23 protein-coding genes are annotated in these 25,561 nt (G+C 55.8%); 6 read left to right on the forward strand and 17 right to left on the reverse strand.

Translation table 11 applies throughout. The annotated features are described in order from the left end of the window. Positions 1 to 151 precede the first annotated feature (151 nt). A complete protein-coding gene (locus tag BP758_RS07760; RefSeq protein ID WP_292370300.1) occupies positions 152 to 2,971 on the forward strand; it encodes a tetratricopeptide repeat protein in 2,820 nt (939 codons plus the stop codon). Between the two features lie 23 nt (positions 2,972 to 2,994). On the opposite strand, the gene BP758_RS07765 is transcribed toward BP758_RS07760, so the two are convergent. The 6 genes from BP758_RS07765 to BP758_RS07790 are packed head-to-tail and all read right to left on the reverse strand — an operon-like array spanning position 2,995 to position 8,227. Further along, entirely contained in the window at positions 2,995 to 3,402 is a 408-nt protein-coding gene (locus tag BP758_RS07765; RefSeq protein ID WP_292370301.1) for a 4Fe-4S dicluster domain-containing protein, read from the reverse strand. Positions 3,403 to 3,409: 7 nt separating this feature from the next. Further along, the gene (locus tag BP758_RS07770) at positions 3,410 to 4,489 is read right to left on the reverse strand and encodes a nickel-dependent hydrogenase large subunit (RefSeq protein ID WP_292370302.1); all 1,080 of its coding nucleotides are present in this window, start codon (positions 4,487 to 4,489) and stop codon (positions 3,410 to 3,412) included. Between the two features lie 2 nt (positions 4,490 to 4,491). Beyond that, complete coding sequence (locus tag BP758_RS07775) at positions 4,492 to 4,857, reverse strand: NADH-quinone oxidoreductase subunit C (RefSeq protein WP_292370303.1); 366 nt, start codon at positions 4,855 to 4,857, stop codon at positions 4,492 to 4,494. Between the two features lie 4 nt (positions 4,858 to 4,861). Further along, complete coding sequence (locus tag BP758_RS07780) at positions 4,862 to 5,350, reverse strand: NADH-quinone oxidoreductase subunit B family protein (RefSeq protein WP_292370304.1); 489 nt, start codon at positions 5,348 to 5,350, stop codon at positions 4,862 to 4,864. A 1-nt stretch (position 5,351) separates the two neighbouring features. Beyond that, positions 5,352 to 6,209 (reverse strand): respiratory chain complex I subunit 1 family protein, encoded by an 858-nt coding sequence (locus BP758_RS07785; protein WP_292370305.1) that lies wholly within the window; start codon positions 6,207 to 6,209, stop codon positions 5,352 to 5,354. Further along, positions 6,206 to 8,227, reverse strand: a complete 2,022-nt coding sequence (locus tag BP758_RS07790; protein WP_292370306.1) for an NADH-quinone oxidoreductase subunit L — start codon at positions 8,225 to 8,227, stop codon at positions 6,206 to 6,208. Before BP758_RS07790 ends, BP758_RS07785 begins: the two co-directional genes overlap by 4 nt. A gap of 394 nt (positions 8,228 to 8,621) precedes the next feature. Between BP758_RS07790 and BP758_RS07795 the strand changes: the two genes are divergently transcribed. Continuing rightward, complete coding sequence (locus BP758_RS07795; protein ID WP_292370307.1) at positions 8,622 to 10,682, forward strand: sodium-translocating pyrophosphatase; 2,061 nt, start codon at positions 8,622 to 8,624, stop codon at positions 10,680 to 10,682. Positions 10,683 to 10,843: 161 nt separating this feature from the next. On the opposite strand, the gene BP758_RS07800 is transcribed toward BP758_RS07795, so the two are convergent. From BP758_RS07800 to BP758_RS07810, 3 genes are all read right to left on the reverse strand, one after another. Next, on the reverse strand, positions 10,844 to 13,750 hold the full coding sequence (locus BP758_RS07800) for a PAS domain S-box protein (RefSeq protein WP_292370308.1): 2,907 nt from the start codon (positions 13,748 to 13,750) through the stop codon (positions 10,844 to 10,846). A 122-nt stretch (positions 13,751 to 13,872) separates the two neighbouring features. Then, positions 13,873 to 16,098 (reverse strand): adenosylcobalamin-dependent ribonucleoside-diphosphate reductase, encoded by a 2,226-nt coding sequence (locus BP758_RS07805; protein ID WP_292370309.1) that lies wholly within the window; start codon positions 16,096 to 16,098, stop codon positions 13,873 to 13,875. Positions 16,099 to 16,301: 203 nt separating this feature from the next. After that, on the reverse strand, positions 16,302 to 16,481 hold the full coding sequence (locus tag BP758_RS07810) for a YHS domain-containing protein (RefSeq protein ID WP_292370310.1): 180 nt from the start codon (positions 16,479 to 16,481) through the stop codon (positions 16,302 to 16,304). 119 nt (positions 16,482 to 16,600) lie between these two features. Between BP758_RS07810 and BP758_RS07815 the strand changes: the two genes are divergently transcribed. After that, complete coding sequence (locus BP758_RS07815; RefSeq protein ID WP_292370311.1) at positions 16,601 to 16,744, forward strand: hypothetical protein; 144 nt, start codon at positions 16,601 to 16,603, stop codon at positions 16,742 to 16,744. A gap of 35 nt (positions 16,745 to 16,779) precedes the next feature. Here BP758_RS07815 and BP758_RS07820 read toward each other — a convergent pair whose 3' ends face one another. The 7 genes from BP758_RS07820 to BP758_RS07850 form a co-directional block, all read right to left on the reverse strand. Continuing rightward, complete coding sequence (locus BP758_RS07820) at positions 16,780 to 17,346, reverse strand: nitroreductase family protein (protein ID WP_292370312.1); 567 nt, start codon at positions 17,344 to 17,346, stop codon at positions 16,780 to 16,782. 88 nt (positions 17,347 to 17,434) lie between these two features. After that, complete coding sequence (locus tag BP758_RS07825) at positions 17,435 to 17,989, reverse strand: nitroreductase family protein (protein WP_292370313.1); 555 nt, start codon at positions 17,987 to 17,989, stop codon at positions 17,435 to 17,437. Positions 17,990 to 18,031: 42 nt separating this feature from the next. After that, positions 18,032 to 18,712, reverse strand: a complete 681-nt coding sequence (locus tag BP758_RS07830) for a flavodoxin family protein (protein WP_292370314.1) — start codon at positions 18,710 to 18,712, stop codon at positions 18,032 to 18,034. A 49-nt stretch (positions 18,713 to 18,761) separates the two neighbouring features. Beyond that, positions 18,762 to 19,346 carry a flavodoxin family protein gene (locus BP758_RS07835; RefSeq protein ID WP_292370315.1) on the reverse strand — a complete coding sequence of 195 codons (585 nt, stop codon included), beginning with the start codon at positions 19,344 to 19,346 and terminating at the stop codon, positions 18,762 to 18,764. Positions 19,347 to 19,376: 30 nt separating this feature from the next. Then, entirely contained in the window at positions 19,377 to 20,165 is a 789-nt protein-coding gene (locus BP758_RS07840) for a carboxymuconolactone decarboxylase family protein (RefSeq protein WP_292370316.1), read from the reverse strand. Positions 20,166 to 20,258: 93 nt separating this feature from the next. Further along, positions 20,259 to 21,080, reverse strand: coding sequence for a nitroreductase family protein (locus tag BP758_RS07845; protein WP_292370317.1), 822 nt, complete (start codon positions 21,078 to 21,080; stop codon positions 20,259 to 20,261). 11 nt (positions 21,081 to 21,091) lie between these two features. Further along, positions 21,092 to 21,670 (reverse strand): flavin reductase family protein, encoded by a 579-nt coding sequence (locus tag BP758_RS07850; protein ID WP_292370318.1) that lies wholly within the window; start codon positions 21,668 to 21,670, stop codon positions 21,092 to 21,094. A 175-nt stretch (positions 21,671 to 21,845) separates the two neighbouring features. Here BP758_RS07850 and BP758_RS07855 point away from each other — a divergent pair, with 175 nt between their 5' ends. Continuing rightward, on the forward strand, positions 21,846 to 22,238 hold the full coding sequence (locus tag BP758_RS07855; RefSeq protein WP_292370319.1) for a winged helix-turn-helix transcriptional regulator: 393 nt from the start codon (positions 21,846 to 21,848) through the stop codon (positions 22,236 to 22,238). An 81-nt stretch (positions 22,239 to 22,319) separates the two neighbouring features. Here the strand turns inward: BP758_RS07855 and BP758_RS07860 are convergent, their stop codons facing one another. Beyond that, the gene (locus tag BP758_RS07860) at positions 22,320 to 23,213 is read right to left on the reverse strand and encodes a hypothetical protein (protein ID WP_292370320.1); all 894 of its coding nucleotides are present in this window, start codon (positions 23,211 to 23,213) and stop codon (positions 22,320 to 22,322) included. A gap of 193 nt (positions 23,214 to 23,406) precedes the next feature. Between BP758_RS07860 and BP758_RS07865 the strand changes: the two genes are divergently transcribed. Both BP758_RS07865 and BP758_RS07870 read left to right on the forward strand, forming a co-directional pair. After that, complete coding sequence (locus BP758_RS07865; RefSeq protein WP_292370321.1) at positions 23,407 to 24,117, forward strand: DNA alkylation repair protein; 711 nt, start codon at positions 23,407 to 23,409, stop codon at positions 24,115 to 24,117. Positions 24,118 to 24,209: 92 nt separating this feature from the next. Next, positions 24,210 to 25,517 (forward strand): serpin family protein, encoded by a 1,308-nt coding sequence (locus BP758_RS07870; RefSeq protein ID WP_292370322.1) that lies wholly within the window; start codon positions 24,210 to 24,212, stop codon positions 25,515 to 25,517. Positions 25,518 to 25,561 lie beyond the last annotated feature (44 nt).

The raw sequence follows: 25,561 nt of genomic DNA on the forward strand, positions 1-25,561 counted from the left end.
CTGTTCAAGAGAAAGATAGAGTGTGCTTATCTAAACGGTTCACAAAGGAACAAAACCCCTTAAAGAGACCAAATGATCTTATAATATAGATATATTAATTAGTTTACAATAGCCATCCATTTTATTATCCCCAGAAAAATTTGGTGAAAAAATGGAGACATCCAAGACAAGGGTTAACAGAATCTATGGTTATGATATCCTAATCAATAATTTTGAAACCATATTACGACAATTCATCGTGGAAAAAATTTTTCTGGTAAATTTTGGAGATAAATGGAAAGAGAATATTCCAAATGGAGTATGGCTTGATCTAAATGAGATCAAACAAGAGGATATTGAAGGTATTCAATCAATTAGTGATTTTTTTGAGGAATTAAATTTTCTTCATTTAAAGGATATTTTAGTTTATTCTAATAATTATAAATTAGCAAGGTCCTTTTTTGGAGAATTAAGCAAAGAAAAATTTACTGAAACAATGGATGAAGTAAACATTATTCGAAGAAAAATTGCTCATGCAAAATCTACTTTTAGTGATTATGATTTGATGAATTTAATTGAATATATAAAATTATTATCACAAGGTAATGATGCTAATGAGGTCACGGTGTATTTAAAAAATGAAGCATACAAAAATGCAACCGAGATTCCATTAGATTTTTTTGAAGAATTTGTGTGTCAAAATAATCTCCCCCCTGAAAATTATGATTTAGATGGCGGATTTGTAGGAAGGGAAAAAGAGATAAAAACGATTCGTAAGTTCATTAATTCTGAACAAGACCGCATTGTCACGATTACAGGTGCTGGAGGGGTAGGAAAAACTGCAATTGCATTAAAAATTGCATATACATATTTGGCAGATCCAGATAATCAATTTGAAGCAATAATTTGGTTTAGCGCAAAAACAGACAAACTTACTGAGCAAGGAATAATTCCTTTAACCTCTGAAATAAGGAGTGATGAACAGTTAATTTATGACATTTTAAAAATTGTTGATCCTCTAACACTTCAACAATTTAATGACGCAAAAGTTAACCTTGATGCATATAAAAATCATTTAAATAACATTTTTTCGTCTCAAAAATGTTTATTGATTATAGACAATTTGGAGACCATTTTAAAAAATGATGAAATTATTTCATTTATTAAAGAAATTAATAGACCATCACAGGTATTAATTACAAGCAGAAAAGGATTAGGTGAAATTGAAAGACGTTTTCCTATTACAGATATGCCTGTAAAAGAGGCAATAAAATTATTCAGATTGATTTCCAAGGAACGGAATCGCTTGGATTTAGTAAGACTATCTGATGAGTATATCTCGACATTAGTGACTAGAGTGAAATGTTACCCATTACTTATTAAATGGTCAATTGGACAGGTTTGTTTAGGAAAAGATCCGGAAAGCGCATTTGCGCAAATATTTGATGGTAGTAGTGAGATAGCAATATTTAGCTTTAATGACGTTTTCAAATTATTATCTTCTGATTCAAAAACCATGTTATTTAGCATGATAGTCTATGGAGATAAACCGATTTCTAAATATGTAGCTATGCATCTTTCGAATTTTGATGATGATCAGTTTGAAGATGCTGTGAAAGAATTGATACTTACTTCCTTCTTAATACCAGAAATCAAAGAGGCTGATACCGGCAGTGTTACTGAATTTTCAATGTTGGGATTAACTCGGGGATTTATAGAGAAAAAATTAGATGAGGATGAAAAGACTAGAGGGATTCTATCCACAAGATATTATCATTTATCGCAGGAATTACAGGAATTTGAAAAATCTCAATCAAGTTATTCTCAATCACTATTCTCATTGGGTATTAAAACACCTGAAGAAAAAGTTGCATTTAATTATGTAAAAACTGCTAAAAATTTTTTTAGACAAAATGATTTTGACAATGCGGAAAAATATTTCGAACAAGCCACTAAAGTAGCTCCACTATTCTCATATGTATTCTCTGAATTCTCAAAATTTGAATTTAAGAGAGGTCACTTTGAACGAGGTCTTGAACTCGCAAAGAAAGCTGTTGAGATCTCCCCAGAAAATTACCATGCATGGTTTAGCTATGGGATATTCCTTAGAAAAAATCAACAGTTAGAAGAATCTGTAAAAAGTTTAATTAAAGCAAAAGAATTAAACCCAAACCATTTGCCGATTTATAACGAGCTGGGGCGAGCATATACTTTTTTAGGAGAGTATGAAAAAGCAGAAAATGAGTTTGTCGCGGCGCTCAAAGAAGAAAAATATCCGAATTATCGTCATATAATAATGACCTTACAATTTAAAGCGGATAATTATCGAAGATGGTCTGAATCTTTTAGAGAACGAAAAGACCTAAAAAGAGAGATAGAATGTCTCGAAAAAGCATTTTCTACAGTTCTTAAAGCATTAGATGTCGATAAAAAAGACATTTACATATGGAATTTATATCGTGATATTTGTAAAAATTTGGGTATAGCCTTATGGAAAGACAAAAATTTTACAACTGGACGACCTTACTTAGAAAAATGCTTGCAAGTAATGCATATTGAAAATACCGATATTCATCCATCAAAGAAGATGATAAGCGAAGCTTGCTATTTCTTAGCAGCACTTAGTATTCATGATGATCAGCACGATCCAGAACAAGTTAAAAAATGGATTGAAATGGGATTAAAAAATTGTCTAATTGGATCGATGCAATATGAAAAACTTAAAGGATTGGAAAATCAGTTAATCGGAGAGAGAGCCCGAAATGAAACAAAAATACGGCAAATCGGAATTATACGATTTATCGATTTGAATCGAAAATTCGGAGTAATTGATTGCGAAGGAAACACATATATCTTTTTTAAATCGGGTTTTAGAAATAAAGAGATGAGTGATGATCCATTCTATTTTAAAGGGAAAGAGGTTTCATTCAAATTGCGAGAAAATGTAGAGACAACAGGGAAACCCATAGCGGTGGATATTATTTTTTTATGAAATAGCCAATTTTTTCAAAAAAATTATTCCTTCTTCTCTGCCGGCTTTGCCGCTCCCTCAACAGCAGCCACCGGTTCCTTCTTCTTCGGTCCTGCCACCGTCACCTTGTAAAGCCCGCCCCGGGCCGTTGTCGACTCCGGGTACTGCGGGTCCATTGCAAGGCACTTGGTCGGGCAGGCCTCGATGCAGGACGCACAGATAACGCAGCGGAACCGGTCGATCTCCCAGGTCTTCTCCTTGACGTCCACCACAATCGCCTGCGCCGGGCACTTGCGCTGGCAGGACCGGCAGGCAATGCACTTTGCGGGGTCAATCGTCACGTGGCCCCGGGAGAGGGCCATCTTCTTTGCCGGTTTTGCCGGGTACATCAGGGTTGAGGGCCGGGAGAACAGGCTTTTGAGGACGGTTTTTGCATTCTGGAAATAGGTCATCCCACAATCACCTCTCCGCACAACCCACGCAGGGGTCGATTGACAGAACAATGATCGGAACATCCGCAAGCTGGCAGCCTTTGAGGAGCGTCACCAGCGGCGGGATGTTCGTGAACGTCGGGGTCCGGACCCGGTGCCGCACCAGGTTCCGCTTCCCGTTCCCCTTGATGTAGTGGACAACCTCGCCCCGGGGCTGCTCGGCCCGGGCAAAGTACTCGCCATCCGGTGCGCCGGTGACTTTTACGTCCACCGGGCCATCGGGGATCTTTTTGATGCACTGCTCTATGATGTCGATCGAGGTATAGAGCTCCTTTGCCCGGACCGCACACCGGGCATAGCTGTCCCCCGAAGACTCCACCACGGGCGTAAAGTTGATCTTCCCGTACGCATTGTAGCCGGTCTGGCGGATATCGATCGGAACGCCGCTTGCCCGGGCCGTGGGCCCGACTGCGCCGAGATAGTACGCGTCCTCTGTTTTGAGCACGCCGGCGCCGCGGAGACGGTGGACGACCGAGGCGTCGTTCAAGAACACATCGGTGAGGTCGTGGAGCTCGCGTTCCATCCCCCTGAGCCCTTTGAGCATCTCGTCGAGCTTCTCGGGCGCGATATCCCTGCGAACCCCGCCGACCTTGCAGACGCCCTGGATCACCCGGCCGCCCGTGGTCGCTTCCATATCGTCGAGGATGTGCTCGCGGAGCCGCCATGCATTCATGAACACGCTCTCAAAGCCCATCCCGTCCGCAAAGAGCCCGAGCCAGAGCAGGTGCGAGTGCAGACGGGAGTACTCCGACCAGATGGTCCGGAGGTATTTCGCCCGTTCCGGCACCTCGATGTGCATGATCTCCTCGATGCACTCCGCGTAGGTGTTGCTGTGGATGTAGCTGCAGATCCCGCAGATCCGTTCCGCCACGTAGATGTACTCGGGATACTCGCGTTTCTCCACGAGTTTCTCAAGACCTCTGTGGACGTAGCCGATGGAAGGGATCGCGTCAACGACCGTCTCGTCTTCCAGGACGAGGTCGAGGTGGATCGGCTCCGGGAGCACCGGGTGCTGTGGCCCGAACGGGACTGTCACCTGTTTTCCCATGATCAGCTCCCCTCCTTCGTGACCGTGACCGAGAACGGCGATTTGATCGTTGTCCGGTAGAAGTGGCCGCCGAAATCGATGTTCATGCCCTCGACCGTGATCCCGTACAGGTCGTGGATCTCGTTCTCGTATACGAATGCGCCAAAGTACACGCTGCTCACGCTCGGGACAACCGTATTCTGTTTTACCGTGATGCGGAGGTTGGTGAGCGCGAACTCCTTGTCGAACACGTAGTTGATCTCAAAGTCGTCGCCGATCTTCGTGCATCCGATCTGGACAAGGCGGCAGCCGTTCTCCTTCATCTGCCCGACCCGTCCCAGGAGCTCCCCGAAGGGAATCGGGATCGTGATCTGTTCCTCGCGTCCCATGGTATTACACACCTCCCGCGGGCTTTTCCGTGGCAGCAGCAGGCACCGGCTGTTCCCGGGAAACCCCCATCACCGCGGCGGTCCTCTTCTCTTCGAGGATCCCGAGCGCCTTTACGATCCCGTCGATGATCGATTCCGGCCGGGCAGCGCACCCGGGCACGTACACGTCGACCGGGATTACCATGTCCACGCCGCCCGAAACATTGTAGCACTCGCGGAAGACCCCGCCCGAGGTGGCGCAGACGCCAATCGCGACAACGACTTTGGGGTCCGGCATCTGGTCGTAGATGTTTTTGATCACGTACTTGTTCTGTTCGTTCACCGAGCCGGTCACGACAAAGATATCGGCGTGCTTGGGGTTGCCGGTATTGATGATCCCAAACCGCTCCACGTCATACATCGGCGTTAAGCACGCAAGGATCTCGATATCGCAGCCATTGCAGCTCGATGCATCGTAATGGATGATCCACGGGGATTTCTGTAAGTATGCCATTTTAGACCACCACCACATAGGCAAGGACAACGAGGTTTACGATCGCAACCACGAGCGTGATCGCCCACGTGCTCTTCACCGCGAGCTGCCACTTCACCCTCGCGTTCGTGTTATCGATAAAGAGTTCGAGCAGGAAGACGATAATGACCGCGATGATACCAAGGATCCAGTTCGCCGCAAAGAACAGGAAGACAAAGCCGAGTAAAAAGACGAGCTCGTACCAGTGCGTGACCTCGATCAGGCCCAGGTTCGGGCCCGAGAACTCGGTAGTGACGCCTTTTACTATCTCCTGGTGGGCATGGTGCGAGGTCGAGATATCGAAGGGCGATTTGCGCAGCTTGATGGTGAGCGCGTAGAGGAAGCCAAGGAAGATCCCCGGTAAGAGGACCACAAGAAGCATCGGGTACTTCAGGATCTCGCTGACCGCAAAGGAGCCGGTGACCATGTAGATGCCGACCGCCGAGAGGATCATGATCGGCTCGTAGGCCATCACCTGGAGCAGCTCGCGTTCCGCGCCCACGTGGCTGTACGGGGAGTAGGCCGCATAGGCCCCGAGCACCAGGAAGACCTCGGCGAGCGTGAGGGCAAAGACCACCAAAAGGAGGTCGCCGCCGGCAAAGAAGAGCGCTCCCGTGAAAACAGCAAAGATGAAGTAGCTGATCACGTAGAAGCGCTGCGTCCCGTTGACCTCCGCGTTCTCTTTTTCAAAGAGCTTGCCCACATCGTAGAAGGGCTGGAAGATTGAGGGGCCGACCCGGCCCTGCATGTGGGCCGTGACCTTGCGGTCGATTCCCGAGAGGAGCCCGCCGATGAGCGGTGCGAGCAGGACGAAGATGAGGGCGGGGAAGAACGAGATCATAATGCCATCCCCCCAAAGAGCGCCGTTACCAGCATGGCCGCGATGAACACCCCGCAGACATAGACACCGGCCATCTTGAGTTTTGCTTCGCCGAACCACCCGTCAAGGTAGTAGTTCCCGAGCGTGACGCTGGTCCTTCCCCCCAGGGCGTTTGTGAAGTGCATGTCGGAGCTGGTCACGACACCCCCCATATAGGGAGGCAGCTGCCGGTTCCTGCGGTGCGGCAGGAGGATCGAGAGCGGCAGGATGACGATCAAGAAGAGCATCATCATCATGATCAGGATATTGTCCTGCGAGAGCCGGGCAATGCTGCCATAGTAGGTGGATAAGAACGGCTCGATGAGGATCTTCGAGATCACCGGGTAGATGAAACAGGTGACCGTGGTAAGCCCGGCAAGGCAGACGAGCGCAATCCACTCGTTCCGGTCAACCGGTCCCTCGACGTTCTTGGTGTCCGGCGTAACCGTGATCAGTTTTCCCATCCATTTGGCCCAGAAGAAGACCGTGAACGCACTCCCGAAGGCAAGGATGATCACGAGCACGAAGCCGAGCGGTGCGCTGATGAACGCCTGGATCGCCGCCCACTTGGAGATCAGCATACCAAACGGCGCCAAAAACATGCCGGCAATGCCTATTACCATCATGGCGGCAAGCCGCGGGGTCCGGGTGATGAGGCCGTTCATGTCCTCGATCTCCCGGCTCCGGATCCGGTGCTCGACCGTTCCCACCGAGAGGAACAGGAGCGACTTCGCAATCGCGTGGAAGATGATCAGGAGTACTGCTGCCCAGATCGCCTCGTAGGTGCCGATACCCGCACAGGCCACGACAAGGCCGAGGTTCGAGATGGTGGAATAGGCAAGCACCCGTTTTGCATTGGTCTGGGAAATGGCAAGCGCCGAGGCCACGAGGAATGTGATGGCGCCGACAAGGGAGAGGGCAAAGCCGGTGGTGGTAAACGCGTACACCGGGGCGAGCCGGACCAGGATATAGACACCGGCTTTTACCATCGTGCTTGAATGGAGCAGGGCGGAGACCGGGGTCGGGGCGACCATGGCACCAAGGAGCCACGACGAGAACGGCATCTGGGCGGCTTTGGTGAGGCCCGCAAACCCGATTAACGCCGCCGGGATCAGGACGAGCGCCTTTCCTGCGGTCAGCACCTGGTCGAGTCCGAGCATCGGCACGGGCTGGGCTGCAAGCCAGATGAGGGCAGCGATAAATGCGATCCCGCCCAGCACGTTCATCCAGAGTGCGGTAAACGCGTTATTGGTGGCCTCTTCGGTCTTCGTAAACCCGATCAACAGGAACGAACAGAGCGTGGTCACTTCCCAGAAGAAGTATACCCAGATGAGGCTGTTGGAGAACACGAGCCCGAACATCGCGGAGATGAAGACAAAGATGATCAAAAAAAACGTATTGGTCCGGTTGGGGATCTCCACGTGGTGCTCGTAGAAATGCCGCATGTACCCGAGCGAGTACACGCAGATCAGGCTCCCGATGATCCCGATGATAAGCGCCATGATAAGCGAGAACGGATCGCAGAAGAGCGGGTTTGCAATATCTGATGCACGGGAACAGGTAAGCTCGAACCAGACAATGAGCGCGGTCTGGACAAGCACCAGGCAGAGGGCAAGGGACTTGCGGTATTTTACCGCATACCAGAGCAGGAGCGCTGCCATGGCCATTTCAAGAATAAACATCAGGAGGTTAACCGGCGCTGCATCGAACCCGAAATAGACGACGCCTTTGTCATACAGGGTTACCAGGGCAAGGGCGGTTACCACGCCTATTGCCAGTGCCGATAGTTTTACGATCCAGCCCCGCTCCGTATCGCGGCGCACTGCGAGCATGAAGAGCGCCGTAATGAGCGGGAACAGGATGAGAAAGAGAAGATACTGCACGCTAACATCCACCCTGCTGAACTGTTCGCATTTTTCATTATTAATCATATTGAACTGAGCCCGTATCCCGTCCCGCCACGCGGGTTTTTCTGCGAATTTTCCCTGACTTCCGGCCATTTTTTTTTAAATCGTGCAGGTTTTCGTATAAATCCGGCAAAGACCGGTGATTTGCAGCGCGAAAGCTGCCGGAAGAAGGCGGGATTTCGCGCCGGTTTGGTGCAGATCTCCCCGAAAACCGAGATGATAAAAGATTAATGTAACAAAAATGCAGTAATACTGTTCCTGAGGACTGGCGGGCGGCGGGGGGACTATCCGGTCCCTTTTTGTCACGCCGGCGGTCCTTTGGGGTGGATCAGTAACGGGCAGGCATACCTGCCCCGAATTTCAGTAATCCTGATGTGACGGGGATCTCGGGTACTACCGGCTGTTCTGTCATGTGCGTTTTTCACGTCATGATGTGCATGGCTCCTGTACGCGGGACGAGACCCGGTATCCTCAGGGAGGTCATGGAATGATCGAAACAGCATTAGTCGTTGTCATTGTGATTTGTCTTATCGCACTGGCCCTTGCTGCAATCTTAGCGCGTAATCTCCTCTCGCAGGACGAGGGGACGCCCAAGATGCGCGAGGTCTCCGATGCGATCAAGGTGGGTGCGGAAGCATTCATCAAGCGCCAGTACTCGACCATCGCCATCATCGCGATAATCCTCGCCGTGGTGATCTTTGTTGTCTATTACTTTACCGGACAGCAGTCGCTTGCCGTGGACACGGCATTCTCCTACATCATCGGTGCCACGTGCAGTGCGGTCGCCGGTGTAGTGGCCATGTCCATCGCAGTCCGGACCAACATCCGCACGGCAGCGGCAGCCCAGCACAGCGATGGGAAGGCACTTGACTTCTCGTTCCGCGGCGGGGCAATCTCGGGCCTGATCATCACCTCGATGTCCCTCCTCGGCGTCTCCCTGACGTATATCGCGCTCGGGGCAAACCCGCAGACCACGCCCTTTGTCATCATCGGCTTTGGCTTTGGTGCCTCGTTTGTCGCACTCTTCGCCCAGCTCGGCGGCGGTATCTACACCAAAGCCGCCGATGTCGGTGCAGACCTTGTCGGTAAGGTCGAAAAGGGTATTCCCGAAGACGATGTCCGGAACCCGGCCACCATCGCTGACCTTGTCGGCGACAATGTCGGGGACTGTGCCGGCCGTGGTGCCGACCTCTTCGAGTCCACCGCTGCCGAGAACATCGGTGCGATGATTCTCGGTGTCGCGCTCTTCCCGATCTTCGGTGTCAACGGTATCCTCTTCCCCATCGTCATGTGCGCCCTTGGTCTCTTCGCGAGCATGATCGGTATTCTCACCGTCAAGGGTAAGGACGGCGCAGACCCGATGGACGCCATGAACCGCGGGTACTACATCACCGCAATCATCTCCGCAGTCTTCCTCTTCTTCGGGGTCCAGTGGCTCCTCGGGTCGACCGCGGGCTGGATGTACTTCTTCTACGCGGGCCTCGTGGGTATCGTCCTCTCGGTCTGTTTCCTCCGGGTCACCCTCTACTACACCGACCACCACTACCGGCCGGTCAAGGAGATCGCCGACGCCTCTGAGACCGGAGCCGCGACCAACATCATCACCGGGTTCTCGGTCGGTCTCGAGACCACCGCAGTCCCCGCCCTCCTCATCGGCGCCTCCCTCATACTCTCCTACTGGTTCGGTTCCATGACCGGTATCCCGAACGGCGGCCTCTACGGCACTGCCGTTGCAACCGTGGGTATGCTCATGGTCTGCGCCTACGTCCTTGCCATGGACACCTTCGGGCCCATTGCCGACAATGCCGGAGGTATCGTCGAGATGAGCGGCGCACCCGAAGAGGTCAGGAAGCGCATGGACTCTCTCGATGCAGCCGGGAACACCACCAAAGCACTCACCAAGGGCTATGCCATTGGCAGTGCCTCCCTCGCGGTATTCCTGCTCTTCAACGCCTACATGGCAGACATAGCGAAGCTCACCGGCAAGGCATTCGATGTCGTCAACCTTGCAAGCGTCCCGGTCTTTGTCGGGGCACTGCTCGGGGCAATGCTCGTCTTCCTCTTTGCGAGCCTCGCCATCCGCGCAGTCTCCAAGACCGCACAGTCGGTTATCGAAGCAGTCCGCATCCAGTTCAAGAACCCGGCCATCATGGCAGGGACCCAGAAGCCTGACTATGCAGCCGTCATCGATATCACGACCCAGGGTGCCCTCAGAAACATGGTCCTCCCCGGTATCCTGGTGATCGGGTTCCCGATCTTCATCGGCGTTACCATGCGGCACGAGGCCCTCGCCGGCTTCCTCATGGTAGCAACCATCACCGGCATTCTCCTTGCCCTGATCCTCAACAACAGCGGCGGGGCATGGGACAATGCCAAGAAATTCGTGGAAAGCGGTGCCCACGGCGGCAAGGGCAGCGAGGCCCACAAGGCAGCAGTCATCGGCGACACGCTCGGCGATCCGTTCAAGGACACGGCCGGCCCGTCGCTCCACGTGCTCATCAAGCTCCTTGCTACCTTAACGCTCGTGCTTGCTCCGCTCTTTATCTAAATACCATCCTTTTTTTACCGCCGTTTCCGTTACGGGAGCGCCAGCTGTCCTCTTATTAAAAAAACCGTCCCGGGACCGCAAGGTAAGGATTTACAAAACAGGGATGAAAAACCGTTGCCGCACTGCCGGAAAAGACCGGGCGGCCGGCAGGCGTTTATGGATTAAACAGGCTCTTTACGGACCATACCGACCGGCACCTGGATCGTAAACCGGGCACCCGCACCGGGCTCCCCGTCTTCCCGGATGGAGATGGTCGTGATCGAGAGGATCTCCCGGACCAGGTACAGGCCAAGGCCGGTATGCGTACCATAGCCTTTCTGGAAGATCTTCTCTTTCTCCTGCAGCGGGACGCCCCGCCCGGTATCGGAGACAACGATCTCGGCGCCGTTCTCCGTCATTGTCCCGCTCACCCGGACCTTCACGTCGCGGCCCGCGTGCATCCAGGAGTTCTCGAACAGGTTGTAGAAGATCAGTTTTAGGAGCGGATCGGCATAGATCTCGATGCCTTTGAGGGCCGGATCCACAGTCACCAGCCGGAATCCGCCGTCCCGGCTCACGCCCGCGGCGGTCTCGTACACGTTCTGCCATACCGGCATCTGGGTGCCGATGCTCTCGTACTGCCGGGTAAACGAGATCTGGTCGTGGATGATCTCTCCCGTGTGGAGCGCCTGTTTGGCAAGGCCCTTTACGGCAGGATCGGCGGCCGTTGTCTGGATGAGCCCGAGATATCCCTGCAATGCCGTGAGCTGGTTGAGGATATCGTGCCGGGTGATGCCCGAGAGCAGGGTGAGCTTCCGGTTCGCCTCGGAGAGCGCCTGTTCCGTGCACTTGCGGTCGGTGATATCCCGGCCCACCGACTGATATTCCGCCACCTTCCCGTCCGGGCCAAAGATTGCCCGGTCCGACCACTGCTGCCACCGCACCTCGCCGTTTGGCATCAGGATCCGGTGCTCGACCGTGTGAACCGGGTTCTCCGGGGTGACTGCGGCAAAATGGGCGGCAAGGAGCGTGCGGTCGTCTTTGGGAATATCCGGCACGAACCGGTGGCCGACGATCTCCTCCCGGGTCTTCCCGAAATACCGGCAGTACGCCTCGTTCACGAAGAGGTGCGTGCCGTCGGGCCGGAACCGGCTGATGAACTCCGTCTGGTCCTCCACGATGTTCCGGTACCGCTCCTGGCTCTCCCGGAGATCCCGCTGGCTCTTTGCCAGCTCATCGTAGTTCTGGCGCAGCTCCTCCTCGGTTGCCGCCAGCTGCTCGTAGGCCGCGGAGAGCTCCGTGTTGGTCCTCGTGAGCTGCTCGATCATCCCGTGCTGATCGGTCGTGTCCCGGCCTACCGACTGGTACTCGACGATCCTGCCCTCCTTGTCAAAGACCGCACGGTCGCTCCACCGCTGCCACCGCACCTTCCCGTCCGGCATCACGATCCGGTGCTCGATGGTATGCACCGGGCTCTCCGGGGTGAACTCCGCCAGGTGCGCCTTCATGGTTTTCTGGTCTTCTGCCGGGATCTTCACCGGGTGGGGCTTTCCGATACATGCGGCAGGATCGAGGCCGAAATACCGGCAGTACGCCCCGTTCACGAACGTAAGCAGGCCGGCGGGGGAGAACCGGCAGATGAACTCCGTCTGGTCCTCTACGATGTTCCGGTACCGCTCCTGGCTTTCGTGGAGATCGTGCTGGCTCTTGGAGAGCTCGTCGTAGTTCTGGCGCAGTTCCTCCTCGGTCGCCGCCAGCTGCTCGTAAGCCGCGGAGAGCTCCGTGTTGGTCCTCGTGAGCTTGTCGAACGCCTCGTGCTGATCGCTCGTGTCCCGGCCCACCGACTGGTACTCGACGATCCTGCCATTCTCGTCAAAGACCGCACGGTCGCTCCACCGCTGCCACCGCACCTTCCCGTCCGGCATCACGATCCGGTGCTCGATCGCCGCAACGGGCTGCTCCCGGGAGAATGCTGCAAAGTGCTCTTCCATGCACGTCTTGTCCTCTTTTGGGATCCTGACCGGGTGCAGCTTCCCGATGCATTTTGCGGGATCGAGGCCGAAATACCGGCAGTACGCCCCGTTCACGAACGTGAGCAGGCCGGCAGGAGAGAACCGGCAGATGAGCTCGGTCTGGTCCTCGACAATGTTCCGGTACCGCTCCTCGCTTTTGTGGATCTTCTCCTCGCTTTTTGCCAGTTCATTATAATTCTGGCGCAGCTCCTCTTCGGTTGCCGCCAGCTGCTCGTAGGCTGCGTTGAGCTCCACATGCGTCTTCTGGAGGTTCTTTTCGGCCTCCATCCTTTTTGAGACGTCCCGGATGGACTCGATCGCCCCGATGGCGTTTCCCCCGGCATCGTACAGGGGCGAGGCGATCAGCCAGAGGTAGGCACCCTTCCCGCCGTACGCGCCCGGGCTGTAAAACTCCGAGATGATGGCATTCCCGTCCCGGATCAGCTGGATCCCCGGGACATCCCGGCCGGGATCGAGGACGATATCGATCAGCGGGATGCGCTGCTCGTTGAACCGGGCAAGCGCTTCGCGGTAGGTGGCCCTGCCCATAATATCCCCGGCAGAAATCCCGGTGATCTTCTCCATCATCCGGTTCCACGAGATCACGACGTTCTCCCGGTTGATGGCAAAGGTCGCGTCCGGGAGAAAATCGATGAGGTTTGCCATCAGCTGCCGGGATTCCCGCAGCTCTTCCTGCGCTTTCCTGCGTTCTATTGCATGTAAAAGATTGTATTCCAGCTCGGCAAACTGGGGCTTGGGGTTGCCGCCTTTCTGGAGGTAGAAATCGGCACCGGAATTGAGCGCCTCGATCGCGATCTCTTCCCGGCTCCGGCCCGTAAACAGGACGACCGGCAGGTCGCGGTAGTGCTCGCGGATATACCGGAGGAACGCAATGCCGTTGATGTGGGGCATCTCGTAATCGGTGATAACGCCATCATAGTCCCGGCGCTTGATCTCTTCGAGTGCCTCGCTCACGGAACTGACGGTGTGGATCTGTATCCTGCCCGAAAGCTCAAGAAACGTCTTCCCGATATCGAGAAGGGCAGGATCGTCATCGACGTACAGAACCAGAACCATGCGAAAGGCCACACCGAAAATGTACTAGGTGTTGGCCGGAATACGTTTAAATGACAACTGATCTGTTGCGTAAATAATTATTGTTTAATATATCCCTGAAAATGATGCCGGGAACCTGCCGGTCAGCTGCACCCGGACCAGCCGCAGTGCTTGCAGATCCCCTGGTTGCAGCCCTCGCCGAAATCGAGGGGCTCGTGGCACTCGGGGCAGAGCCGCTGCTCCCCGGTCTTTTTGATGCTCCAGTCGTTTAAGGTTGCAATGCTCTGGTTTTTCGCCGAAAGCTCGATGCAGCGCCCGACCACGTCCGCACAGGAGTGACCTTCGGAGGTGGGGTTCTTGATCGCCGAGATACAGTTTACCTTCGCGAACTGCTTGACGAACTTCCCGTAGGGAACCCCGTTCTGGAGGCCGGTGCTGATCGCCCTGCCAAGGGCGCTGCTGTTTGCATCGCAGCCGCCGCTCCCCACGGTCCGGATAAATACCTCCATGGGTTTGCTGTCGAGCAGATTCACCGTTACGTAGAGCCGGCAGCAGCCCGACTGGCAGAGGTAGGTCCGGCCGGCCAGTTCCTTTGGCCGGTCAATGGAGAGGCTCGGGATCTTCTCCGGCACCGCCCGCATGGCCGAGACCGCCGTGGCGGCAGGGGCCGGGAGAGCGGCTGGCGCCTTCTCCGTCTCCTTTAACGCAAGGACCACGTCCTCGCGGCTTCCCGTCCGGTAGATGGTGATCCCCTTGAGGCCGAGTTTCCAGGCCATCATGAGCGCCTCCCCGCAGTCGTCCCGGGTGGCGGAGCCGGGCATATTGATCGTCTTACTGATCGAGGCATGGACATATTTCTGGAAACAGGCCTGCATCCGGATGTGTTCCCGCCACGGGATGTCAAGGGCCGTCTTGAAGAGCGCCCGGAACTCCGCCGGCAGCCAGGCCACGTCCTGCACGGACCCCTTCTCGTGCACGTGCGCAATCACCTCGCCCGCCTTCTTCTCCCGCTCGTCCCCGGCATATCCCATGGTGGTCAGGGTAGCAAGGAGCGCCTCCTTGAAGACCGGGTTCACGATCACAAAGATCTTGCCGACGGTATTCTTCCGGGTATAGGCAAACGAGAAGACCGGTTCGATCCCGCTCGAACACCCGGCGAGAAGTGAGATCGTCCCTGTCGGGGCGACCGTGGTCATTGCGGCATTCCTGACTTTGAAGTCCTTCCAGATGCTGCCCTGCCATGCCGGGAAGGTCCCCTTCTCTTCTGCAAGCCGGTGGGACTCCGCGATAGCAGTATCGGTGATCGTCTTCATCACCTGCTCGCACCAGGCCCGGCCCTTCTCCGTATCGTAGGCAATGCCGAGCATGAGCATTGCATCGTGCACACCCATGACCCCGAGGCCGATCTTCCGCGTCCTTCTCGTAGCCTCGGCAATCTGCGGGATGGGAAAGACGTTCTTTTCTATCACAAGGTCGAGGAACCGGGTAGCCATCCGTGCCGTATCCCGCAGGAGGTCCTCGTCGAATACACCGTCGCGGACGCAGGCGGCCAGGTTGATGCTCCCAAGCACGCAGCTCTCGTAGGGCAGCAGGGGCTGTTCCCCGCAGGGGTTCGTGGTGTCGATCTCGCCGAGCAAAGGAGTGGGGTTGTGCCGGTTGATCTCATCGTAAAAGAGGATGCCGGGCTCGCCGTTCTTCCAGATCCCCTCGACGATCCCGTTCCAGATCTCCCCGACCGTAACCTTCTGGCCGGAGTGGGGATTTGTCAGCCAGAGATCGGAGTACTTCTGCTTCTCCACGAGGTCCATGAACTTGTCGTTGACCATCACCGAGATGTTGAAGTTCGAGAAGTCGCCCTCCTTTTTCTTTGCCGCAATAAAGGAGAGGATGTCCGGGTGCCAGACATTGAGGATCCCCATGTTCGCCCCGCGCCGGCGCCCGCCCTGCTTGATCACGTCGGTTGCGGCGTTAAAGACCCGCATGAACGAGATAGGTCCCGAGGCAACGCCGTCGGTGGACTGGACGGGCGAGCCCTCGGGGCGGATATGCGAGAAGTTGTACCCCGTTCCCCCGCCGGTCTTGTGGATGATCGCCCCTTCCTTCATTGCATCGAAGATCCCGTCGATGGAGTCCGGGACGGGAAGCGTAAAGCAGGCAGAGAGCTGCCCGATCTCGGTTCCCGCGTTCATGAGGGTAGGGGAGTTCGGGAGGAAGCGGAGCGAGAGCATTGCCTCGAAAAACCGGGCCTTGTCGTTCTCGTCCTCCGCCAGGGCCGATGCGACCCTGCGGCAGATGTCTTCGTAGGTCTTCTCTCCTTTACGGAGGTAGCGTGCAGAGAGGATACTGTCAACGACGGATGGTGCATTCATGGCGGGACCTTTAAGCTGTTTTATGGAAGCGTTAAAAAGGATTATTCAACGGATGAAATATTGCTCATGTTCGGCATTATAGGTTGTTGTCTGCTGTGCGCGAAAGACCGGCGGCAGCGCCGTCATATGCCGGCACCGGGGCCGGGCCGTACCGGACGGGGAAGTCCGCGCGAAACCTCCGGGCGGGTTTCCGGGATCGTGCATCAGCACCCGGTTAAGTCCACATTCACATCGGCGAGGATCCGGCTGTACCTCTTCGGGTCTGCGTCGAACTGCTTCTTGCAGTAATTGCAGCAGAAATAATAGTCGGTTCCTTTGTAGGTGCTCACAAACGGGTTGTTCTCCTCATCAACGATCATAAAGCAGACCGGGTCGGTGGCCATGGCATGTTACTCCTGTATCGTAATGTTCCATCTCTTGCCGCAGTTAGATAAAGGTGCGGAAATGGTACGCTGGCACGTGACAAAGAAGGATTTTCTTATCCAACATCCTTGTGCTTTTCATGGACCGGCAGGAGCACATCCATATCATCGGCGCGGGGGAGCAGATCGAAGCGGCCTGTGCGGCGGCCATGAATGAGAAATTCACCCGGATGGAACAGACGCTGGACAACATTGAGCGTATCCTTGAAAAGGTGGAGGAATAACCGGGCTTCACCCGGGATCCTGGTACAACAGTGTATTACCTGACCCATGTCACCTTCGCGGGGTGCTTGTCGTGCGCCTCCGGCGTCTCGTCCGGGTACCCGAACACAATCGTTCCCACCGGGCTGTACCCCTCAGGGATACGGAAACCCGCCATGAGCTCCCGGTTCTCATAGGCAACCTCGGTCGAGCCGATCCAGCAGCTGCCGATGCCAAGCGCATGGGCGGCAAGCATCATGTTCTGTGCGCAGAGCGAGCAGTCGATCTCCTTAAACCGGCTCGCGGTCTTCCCGGCGATCAGAATAACGGTCGGGGCATGGTAGTAGATCGAGTACCCGGGGCTTTCGAGCATTGCCCGGAACGCATCGGACATCCCGTCGTGCGCATCCTTCATGTGCGCAATCATGATGGGTTTGGCGTATTCGGAGACCTTGTTTAGGAATTCCTGATCCTGCACCACCACAAATGCCCACGGCTGGAGGGCGAGGGCAGACGGTGCGTACGTCCCCGCTTTGAGGATCTCTGCAAGAACTGCGTCCGGTATCTGCTCCTTTTTGTATTTCCTGACACTGCGGCGTGTCATGAGTGCTTCGCGTGCTTCCATAACGGGATACCTCCTTTTAGGTACTGGTCTTCTTGCTGTACGGGGAGATGTGCTTTTTGGGCGTGCGGGTGCCTTTGGAGAGGAGATGTTACCTTACCCACCGGACCTTCTGCACAAGGTCTGGATCGATCCGGGCCGGCGCCGGGGGCACCTCTGCCGGGTACCCGAGCGGCGTGACTGCTACGAGCTCTTTTGTATCGGGAATGGAAAGGATCCGGCGCAATGCCTTCCCGTCCTGCAGCGGCCCGGTCATCCAGCAGGTGCCAAGCCCGAGCGCAGTAGCGGCCAAAAGGAGGTTTTCCATCGCAGCGCTCGCACTCTCCAGGTTTGCCCTGCGGAAATCTTCGGTATCCACCCTGTCGGTCAGGACCACGATCGCCACCGGGGCACCGCCATAGGTCTCGGCAAACCGGATAAACTCCTCCCGGGACAGGGAGCCGTGGCCGGAAGAAGCGGGGAGGTTCCGGGTCAGCTCTTCAATAACTGCCCCGAAGGAGATTCCCAGCTCCCGGATCGTCTCCGTTTTGGTCACCACGATAAACTCCCACTGCTGGCGGTTCATGGCAGACGGGGCCTGGTTCGCCGCATCGAGGATCTTTTTGATCTCCGTTTCCGGCACCGGGTCCGGCCGGTACTTCCGCACCGCCCGGCGGGCATGGACCGCTTCGAAGAGTTCCAGGCCCGGTCACTCCTTCTTACGGGGCTGTTCCCGGGATTCAGCGGCCTGCACCAGCCGGACGCCGAGATCGAAGGCCCGCCTGCAGTCCTGCGGGAAGATCTCCCTGTGGCGCTTCCGCCGTTCCTCCGGATCCGCGTAGGAATAGACCACCTTGTCGAAATCCGCAAACTGGAGCGTCTCGTTGCAGAAGAGGGTCTCTGACGTCTGCCCGAAGATCATCTTCAAGACGGCCGCATTTGCCCCGATGGGCCAGCAGTACTGATCCTTCATGATCTGTTCGGAGACGTTCATCGTATACACAAACGCCGTCGGGATCTTCTTCGGGAAGAGGCAGGAGTGATGCTGGTCGTAGACCAGGTACGGGAACATCAGCCGTTCCATAAAGGAGCGCATCTCGCCGGTCACTATCCCGAAGTAGATCGGGGAGCCGAGGATCAACACGTCCGTGTTGCGGATCCGGTCGAGGACCGGGGCGAGATCGTCTTTTACCGCGCACTTCCCGTAGCTCTTCCCGCCTTTTGTCTTGCAGGCAAAACAGCTGATGCATCCTTTGTAGTCGAGGTCGTACAGGTGCACGAGTTCGGTCCCTGCACCCGCGGACTTCGCGCCTTCGAGCGCGTGTTCGAGGAGCGTTGCCGTATTCCACTTCTTGCGCGGGCTTCCGTTGACTGCGATAACGTTTGTCATGGGTTGTACCGTTCCGGTGAGATTTTGTGCAGAATTTTTGCGGGTCTGCTCAGGATTTCCGGGCCTTCTCCGTTGCCTTGATCAGCCATGCCATGTTCTTCCCGGCGTCCCGGGCGCGGCCGATCCCTTCCTCATCCCTGTTCACGTCCCCGATCTCCCGTCCCACCCCGATGACGGGGAAACCCGGGACAACCATACCCCCGACGAGCAGGAAGTGGAGCATGGTATCGATTGTACGCGATGCCCCGGACCGGCGCACTGCGGTCACGGCCATACCTGCCCGGCGCTGGTACAGGCCGCCGTTTGCCATGGACACGAAACCCGCCCGGTCGATCAGGGCCTTCATCTCCGGTGTCACATCAAGGAAGTACACGGGCGATCCAAGGATGATGCCGTCCGCTTCTACCATTTTGTCGATGCAGCCGTTGACAATATCATCGTCAAAGACACAGTGCCCGTCCTTGTTCTCAAAGCACTTCATGCAGGCGGTGCAGGGCCGGATCTTCTTTTTCCCGACCTGCACGAGCTCGGTTGCGATCCCTTCGTTCTCCAGCTCCTCAAAGATATGCCCGATAAGAATGGACGTGTTCCCGTCCTTTCTCGGGCTTCCGTTGAATGCAACGACTTTTGCCATCCGATCACCTGAATTTTTGTTCTCCTTTTGCTAGCGTTGTTCGTCCTTTATGGCCTCTGCCACCTCGCGGGTGGCAAGGATGCCGTTCAATGCTGCCGGGAACCCGGCATAAATTGAGACAAGCAGCATGATCTCCACGATCTCCGCTTCAGTAAGGCCGGCCCGGAGCCCGCCGCCGATATGGAACCGGAGCTGCGAGGGGGCCGTGCCTTTTGCGGCAAGGGCCGCGATCGTTGCCACCTGCCGGATCCGGATCGGGAGGACGCCCCGGGCATAGATATCCCCGTACCCGAACTCGACAACGTACCGGGTGATATCCGGGTTGATGGGATCGAAGGTCTCCTTTAACACCCGTTCCTGGTCGGGAGCGATCTGTGCAAGCAGCCCTTTTCCCCGTTCGTACCGTCCCGCCGGGCCGGCATGGACGGACTCTGGTGAGAGGGTCTGCCCGGTCTCTGAAAGGACCTCCATGAGCGTTCCCATGGCATTGAGGGTCGCCGGGAACCCGGCGTACCCGACCATCTGGATGATGATCTCCCGGATCTCCTCCGGGGTGCAGCCCACGTGGAGCGCCGCATGGATATGGACTTTGAGCTGGGGGGCGGCGGTGCCCATCGCGGTAAGGGCCGCGACAACCGCCTGTTCTTTGGTCTTGTTGTCGAGCCCTTCGCGGGCATAGATCTCGCCAAACGGGTACTCGATGAGGTACCGGGCAAGGTCCGGGCAGATGGCGTTGAGCCGAGCTTCAACGGCAACGCCTGCCTCGCCGTCGATCTCAAGCAGTTTTTTCCTTCCGATTGTTGCGTAATCTGTCATCATGTCACCGTAACCGGCATGTGCTTTCCGGCTATACTATCCTTCCTGGAACGGGCAGGAGATCCCTTCCTTAAGGAGATGCTCCTTTCGGATCCCCTATCCCCACGTCACCTTCAGCGGGTTCCGGCGCGGGATCCCGCGGGTCCTGTACTTCGGGGTGCCGAAGAACAGGCTGTAGGAGTACTCGCGGCCCGCAGGCAGGTCGAGCGCCTCAAGGAGCGGCCCGTACGACGACCGGGCAGCCATCGAGAGGAACCCGGCCCAGCAGGCCCCGATGCCAAATGCCGGTGCGGCGATGTCGAAATGGGTAAGCGCGATGAATGCATCTACCGAGGCAACCGGGTTATGTTCCGGGATGTGGGCAACGACAAGGTGAGGCGCCCCGCGGCAGATGGGATCGATACCGGCGTCCCATGCAGCAATCAGGCCCGGGACATAGCCGCTCATCGGGTGGCTGCTGTTCTTTATTGTCCGCATCCAGTCCACGGTCAGGCCGGCGAGCCGGCGGACGTTCTCTTTATTATGGACCACCAGCCACTGCACCTGCTGGCCGTTCCCTCCCGATGCAGCGTACCGGGCAACATCGAGCACCTGCAGGATCTTCTCTTTTGGGACCGGTTTTTTTGCATAGCAGCGGACGGACCGGCGGCTCTTCAGGTAGAGGGCAAGGGTCTCGGCCGGGATCTCCCCGGCACCGGCCGGGAGAGGTTCCTTCTCGGCGGGCCGGTCGTTTACGGTAATCGCCCCGGCCGGGCAGAACACCTCGCAGTGCCCGCAGCGGATGCAGGCATCCGCGCTGGTCTCCGGGACGGCTTCGGGGTTCTCTTCTTTTGCCGGGACGATTATTCCCATCGGGCAGACTTCCGAACAGATCCCGCACCGGGTGCAGAGATCCTTTTCAACGATAATTGCAGACATGACAGATTTCCTTAACAGGTTGGTTTCTGAGATTTCGCAAAGGCTTTTCCGGCACTCCATGCATCGCCGGCATGGTCGCCGAGTCTCCAGTACCGGTTGTCGGGCATGGTCAGGACGAGCGGATCGATAGCCGGGAAATCCGGTTTGTCGTCTTTTACGATCTTTTTATCCGCCCAGGCCCCGACAATCTCGCCGATAAAGAGCGTGTGGGTGGGGAGGGATACAGCCTGCACAAGGCTGCATTCGAGCGTTACCGGGCACTCCCGGATCATGGGTGCCGTCTTTGTGGTGCCATAGAATACGTCGAACACACCGGATTTGTCCACGGTTTTACCGGACACGATCCCGCAGTAATCGGTCTTTACCAGAAGTGCCGATGACGGGACATTGACCGAGAAGGTCTTTGCCGCCTTAATCCCCCCGGTTGTGGCATGGTTGTTGTGGAGCCCGCAGGCAATCATCGGCGGGTTGCCGTTTACCCGGGCACACCAGCCCACCGCCATGAAATTCGCACGTCCGTTTACCTGGGTCCCGACGAGGACCACCGGCATCGGGATAAAGAAATTTTTTTGGATCTCGATCTTTTCCATAGGATAGCTCCTTATACCCCGCTCCTGGCAGGATCTCCGGGCCGGACACCGTATGCAGGAGAGGATACATTCCGATTTTCTCTAACGGCAGTCTGAACCATTAAGATAGAATCTGCCCCAACTGAATATATAGGGGATACGGTCAATATTGTAATGGACTTTCCTTGGTGTAACTATGACCTATGTGAAAAATGGCAAGACCTACCACTGCACCGTGGAGGCAACGCTTGATGTGATTGGCGGCAAATGGAAACCTCTTATCCTCTGGCACCTCGGCGATTCCGTGATGCGCTTCGGGGAACTCCAGAAAAGCCTGCACGGCGTGAACGCGAAGATGCTCACCAAGCAGCTCCGCGAGCTCGAAGAGGACGGGGTGATCCGGCGCACGGTCTACCCGGAGGTCCCGCCCCGGGTCGAGTACGCGATCACCGAGTTCGGCAAGACCCTTATTCCCATCCTCGAAGCCCTCTGCACGTGGGGGGCGCAGTACCTCGGCACCCAGAACGGCAAGGGAAAAGCGGCGGAGTACCAGTGCCCGGCAAAGGCCGGGAAGATCAAGAGCGAATAGGTGCCGCCGGAAGCTGCACTTTTTTTTAGATATGGCCCGCCCTGCCGGCCGGGAAAAACTGAATTTTAAGAGGGAGTGTCGTTACGAATGGAGGTTCATCCATTCGAGATAGGCGCTTTTGTCCACAATGGTTCCGGGCTTCTCCGCCACGGCCCCGGACTCGTGCAGAGAGTCCTCACCTTCCATCTGTCGGCCTGTTCCGGGCGGGGCCTGCCGGCGCTGCTCCATCAGTACCGCTATCATATCGCGGTCAAGGGAGATATCGTCAGGCACAAGGATCCTCCTTAGCGAGTACAGCTCGGAGACATATTCGTCGGCGCTGATGGTGTGGGAGGTACCAAGATCTTCCGGTATAAGGCGCACGATACCAAGGATCTCCTCTTTGGAATTTACGGGGAGATGCCCCATGACCCGGTAGGATTCGAGCAGAATCTCCAGCCGGTCCTGCCCGTATTTTTTTACCGCCTTGTCGGTCCAGGAGAATAACCGGAATACCTTCTGGAGGCCGGGTTTCTCCGGTTCGGATCGCCGGGAGGCTTTGAGCGCCAGAACGAGATCCGCCCGGGACACGGGAGGGGCGATCGAAGCATCCTTGTTCTTTACCGGGGCCTCCTCAGTTCCCGACCGGGCCGCAGTATCCGGTTCCTTCGTACCGGGAGGACCCGCCGGGTCGCCTCCGGCATCTTCTGCTGCGTCCAGCTGCGTTTTGCGGGCCTCAAGCGCAACCTCCCGGGCATCGAGGGCAGCTTTCCCGGCCTCTTTTGCCGCGGTTTCCGCGGAGGATACGGAATTTTGCGGGAAGGCGGCCAGGTCTCCCGCGCTCTGGAACTCGTTCATACGTTCCCTGATATCGATCAGGAGACGCTTGATGGAGGTTTTAATGAGATCGACTTCCTGCTCCAGGTTTTTGAGTTTGAGATCCGGGTCGTCCGCGGACGCGGCACTCGCTATGGTATCGACCTGGGTTTGATCCATCGCCATCCACACTCCATGCTTAGTTTTCAGTTACAATTAATAAAATTTTCTCTTTGATTTTAACAATAATCTAAGGTTATTTTTGGAATATGATCGTAATTTTCCGGTTTTTATTTATTTTTCCACATGATCTATCATGTGGGAATTTGCCTTTCGTTTCCCTTATCACCTTGCTCACCAATAAAAAAAGAGAATGGACCAGGTCGTCAGGCAGATACGGCAGGATCTCAACGGGATGGCAGACCCCGGGATCCAGAAATCATCGAAGCGGTTTTTCAAGGAAGAGATCCGGTGTTACGGGATCAGGACCACAGCGGTCGTTGCCCTCGCAAAAAAGTACTATAAGGAGATCAAAGGCCGGGACAAGCAGGAGATCTTCGCCCTCTGCGAAGAGCTGTACAGATCCGGATACATGGAGGAGTCCTTTATCGTCTCGCAATGGGCGCACTCCCTCTCCGGCCGGTACGAACCGGAGGATCTTGCAGTCTTTGCCCGCTGGATCGATACCTACATCACGAACTGGGCCTCCTGCGACGGCTTCTGCAACCATACCCTGGGGGACTTCTTCGAACAGTACCCTGAATATATCGCCGAATTACAACAGTGGACGCAGTCAAAGAACCGCTGGATGCGGCGGGCGGCGGCGGTCTCCCTGATTGTCCCGGCAAAGCACGGAAAATTCCTTGACGAATCCCTCGCGATTGCCGGTCTTCTCCTGACCGATACCGACGACATGGTACAGAAAGGGTACGGCTGGCTCTTAAAAGAAGCGAGCCGGAAACACACCGAAGAAGTGTTCGGTTTTGTCATGCGCAACAAAAAGGCCATGCCCCGGACGGCTCTCCGGTATGCAATCGAGCTGATGCCAAAGGAGCTCAAAGCGGAGGCAATGAAAAAGGACTGAGATCGGAGACTTCGTGCACGGTCCGGTGCATAACTGCGAAAATACCCGCAATTATCGCCAGATTTAATGGAACGGCCCTCCCACATTCCGGTATGAAACGTGGTTTCCTGTACTGCCTGATCCTTATCTCATCCCTTGTCCTTCTCCTGCTTGCAGCGGGGTGTACCTCGACCCCTTCGGCCCCGGCCGGACAGGAAAGTAAGAATGTATCGCCCTCGGAGACATCCTCGCCGGCCGGGAGCTCCGCTGCCAGCGTTGTCGATGCAAACAACCTCTTCTCCGCGAGCCTGTACCGCGAGCTTGCCGCAGGAGATGCCACGGGGAACATCTTCTTCTCGCCGTTCTCCATCTCGTCTGCCTTTGCCATCACGTACGAAGGGGCACGCGGGACGACCGCCGACCAGATCCGGTCCGTATTTTACTTCCCGGCAAACCAGATCGCAATGCGGGAAGGATATGCCGCAGAGAATGGAGCGATCAACGCGAAGAACGCCGGTTACACGTTGAGCACGGCAAATGCCCTCTGGGCGGAGAAGACCTACGTCTTCCTCCCCGCGTACACCGCCACGGCGGAACAGTACTACGGCGCCAATACCACGAACCTCGACTTCGTCAACCAGCCCGAGGCTTCGCGCCAGACCATCAACACCTGGGTAGCGGACCAGACCAATAACAAGATCCTCGACCTGCTGCCTGCCGGGTCCATCACCGCCATGACGAGGCTCGTGATCACCAACGCCGTCTATTTCAAGGGTACCTGGGAGAAGCAGTTCGACGCCGGCCAGACTGCCGATGCCCCGTTTACCACCCCGGACGGCTCGAACATCACAGTAAAGATGATGCAGCAGACCGGCGACGGTGCCACCTTCCCGTACGCAGCTACCAGAGATATCCAGATGCTCTCCCTGCCTTACACGGCAAAGGACAATAACGGGCTCTCGATGGTGATCCTCCTGCCCCGCCACAACGATATTTCAGCTGCCGTCCCGTACCTTGACCCGGCCAACCTCTCGGCGCTGGAGCAGAACGCATCCACCCGGCAGGTAAAGGTGTACATCCCGAAGTTCAAGATCGAGGCACAGTACTCCCTTGCCGGGACGCTCTCTTCTATGGGAATGCCCACGGCATTCTCTGACAGTGCCGACTTCTCCGGGATGGACGGGAAAAAGGACCTCTTTATCAGCGATGCCGTCCACAAGGCCTGTATCGAGGTAAACGAGGAAGGCACGGAAGCGGCTGCGGCAACGGGTGTTGTCCTCGCAACCAAAGCAGTGGTGGTCGGGAACGAAGAGCCGGTCCCGGTCTTTAAGGCCGATCACCCGTTCCTCTTCGTGATACAGGACAACGATACGGGTACCGTCCTCTTTACCGGGCGGATCACGAACCCGAACGGCTCGTAAAAGGCCGGCGGGACCGGAAAAAAACTACAATTTTTAGAAAAGGG

It is taken from the genome of Methanoregula sp. UBA64 (assembly GCF_002502735.1).
Classification (GTDB): domain Archaea; phylum Halobacteriota; class Methanomicrobia; order Methanomicrobiales; family Methanospirillaceae; genus Methanoregula.

Excerpts from the sequence above, each read along its gene's own strand:
- BP758_RS07760 (WP_292370300.1), top strand. The coding sequence starts at position 152 with ATGGAGACATCCAAGACAAGGGTTAACAGAATCTATGGTTATGATATC.
- BP758_RS07765 (WP_292370301.1), bottom strand. The coding sequence starts at position 3,402 with ATGACCTATTTCCAGAATGCAAAAACCGTCCTCAAAAGCCTGTTCTCC.
- BP758_RS07770 (WP_292370302.1), bottom strand. The coding sequence starts at position 4,489 with ATGGGAAAACAGGTGACAGTCCCGTTCGGGCCACAGCACCCGGTGCTC.
- BP758_RS07775 (WP_292370303.1), bottom strand. The coding sequence starts at position 4,857 with ATGGGACGCGAGGAACAGATCACGATCCCGATTCCCTTCGGGGAGCTC.
- BP758_RS07780 (WP_292370304.1), bottom strand. The coding sequence starts at position 5,350 with ATGGCATACTTACAGAAATCCCCGTGGATCATCCATTACGATGCATCG.
- BP758_RS07785 (WP_292370305.1), bottom strand. The coding sequence starts at position 6,209 with ATGATCTCGTTCTTCCCCGCCCTCATCTTCGTCCTGCTCGCACCGCTC.
- BP758_RS07790 (WP_292370306.1), bottom strand. The coding sequence starts at position 8,227 with ATGGCCGGAAGTCAGGGAAAATTCGCAGAAAAACCCGCGTGGCGGGAC.
- BP758_RS07795 (WP_292370307.1), top strand. The coding sequence starts at position 8,622 with ATGATCGAAACAGCATTAGTCGTTGTCATTGTGATTTGTCTTATCGCA.
- BP758_RS07800 (WP_292370308.1), bottom strand. The coding sequence starts at position 13,750 with ATGGTTCTGGTTCTGTACGTCGATGACGATCCTGCCCTTCTCGATATC.
- BP758_RS07805 (WP_292370309.1), bottom strand. The coding sequence starts at position 16,098 with ATGAATGCACCATCCGTCGTTGACAGTATCCTCTCTGCACGCTACCTC.
- BP758_RS07810 (WP_292370310.1), bottom strand. The coding sequence starts at position 16,481 with ATGGCCACCGACCCGGTCTGCTTTATGATCGTTGATGAGGAGAACAAC.
- BP758_RS07815 (WP_292370311.1), top strand. The coding sequence starts at position 16,601 with ATGGACCGGCAGGAGCACATCCATATCATCGGCGCGGGGGAGCAGATC.
- BP758_RS07820 (WP_292370312.1), bottom strand. The coding sequence starts at position 17,346 with ATGGAAGCACGCGAAGCACTCATGACACGCCGCAGTGTCAGGAAATAC.
- BP758_RS07830 (WP_292370314.1), bottom strand. The coding sequence starts at position 18,712 with ATGACAAACGTTATCGCAGTCAACGGAAGCCCGCGCAAGAAGTGGAAT.
- BP758_RS07835 (WP_292370315.1), bottom strand. The coding sequence starts at position 19,346 with ATGGCAAAAGTCGTTGCATTCAACGGAAGCCCGAGAAAGGACGGGAAC.
- BP758_RS07840 (WP_292370316.1), bottom strand. The coding sequence starts at position 20,165 with ATGATGACAGATTACGCAACAATCGGAAGGAAAAAACTGCTTGAGATC.
- BP758_RS07845 (WP_292370317.1), bottom strand. The coding sequence starts at position 21,080 with ATGTCTGCAATTATCGTTGAAAAGGATCTCTGCACCCGGTGCGGGATC.
- BP758_RS07850 (WP_292370318.1), bottom strand. The coding sequence starts at position 21,670 with ATGGAAAAGATCGAGATCCAAAAAAATTTCTTTATCCCGATGCCGGTG.
- BP758_RS07855 (WP_292370319.1), top strand. The coding sequence starts at position 21,846 with ATGACCTATGTGAAAAATGGCAAGACCTACCACTGCACCGTGGAGGCA.
- BP758_RS07860 (WP_292370320.1), bottom strand. The coding sequence starts at position 23,213 with ATGGATCAAACCCAGGTCGATACCATAGCGAGTGCCGCGTCCGCGGAC.
- BP758_RS07865 (WP_292370321.1), top strand. The coding sequence starts at position 23,407 with ATGGACCAGGTCGTCAGGCAGATACGGCAGGATCTCAACGGGATGGCA.
- BP758_RS07870 (WP_292370322.1), top strand. The coding sequence starts at position 24,210 with ATGAAACGTGGTTTCCTGTACTGCCTGATCCTTATCTCATCCCTTGTC.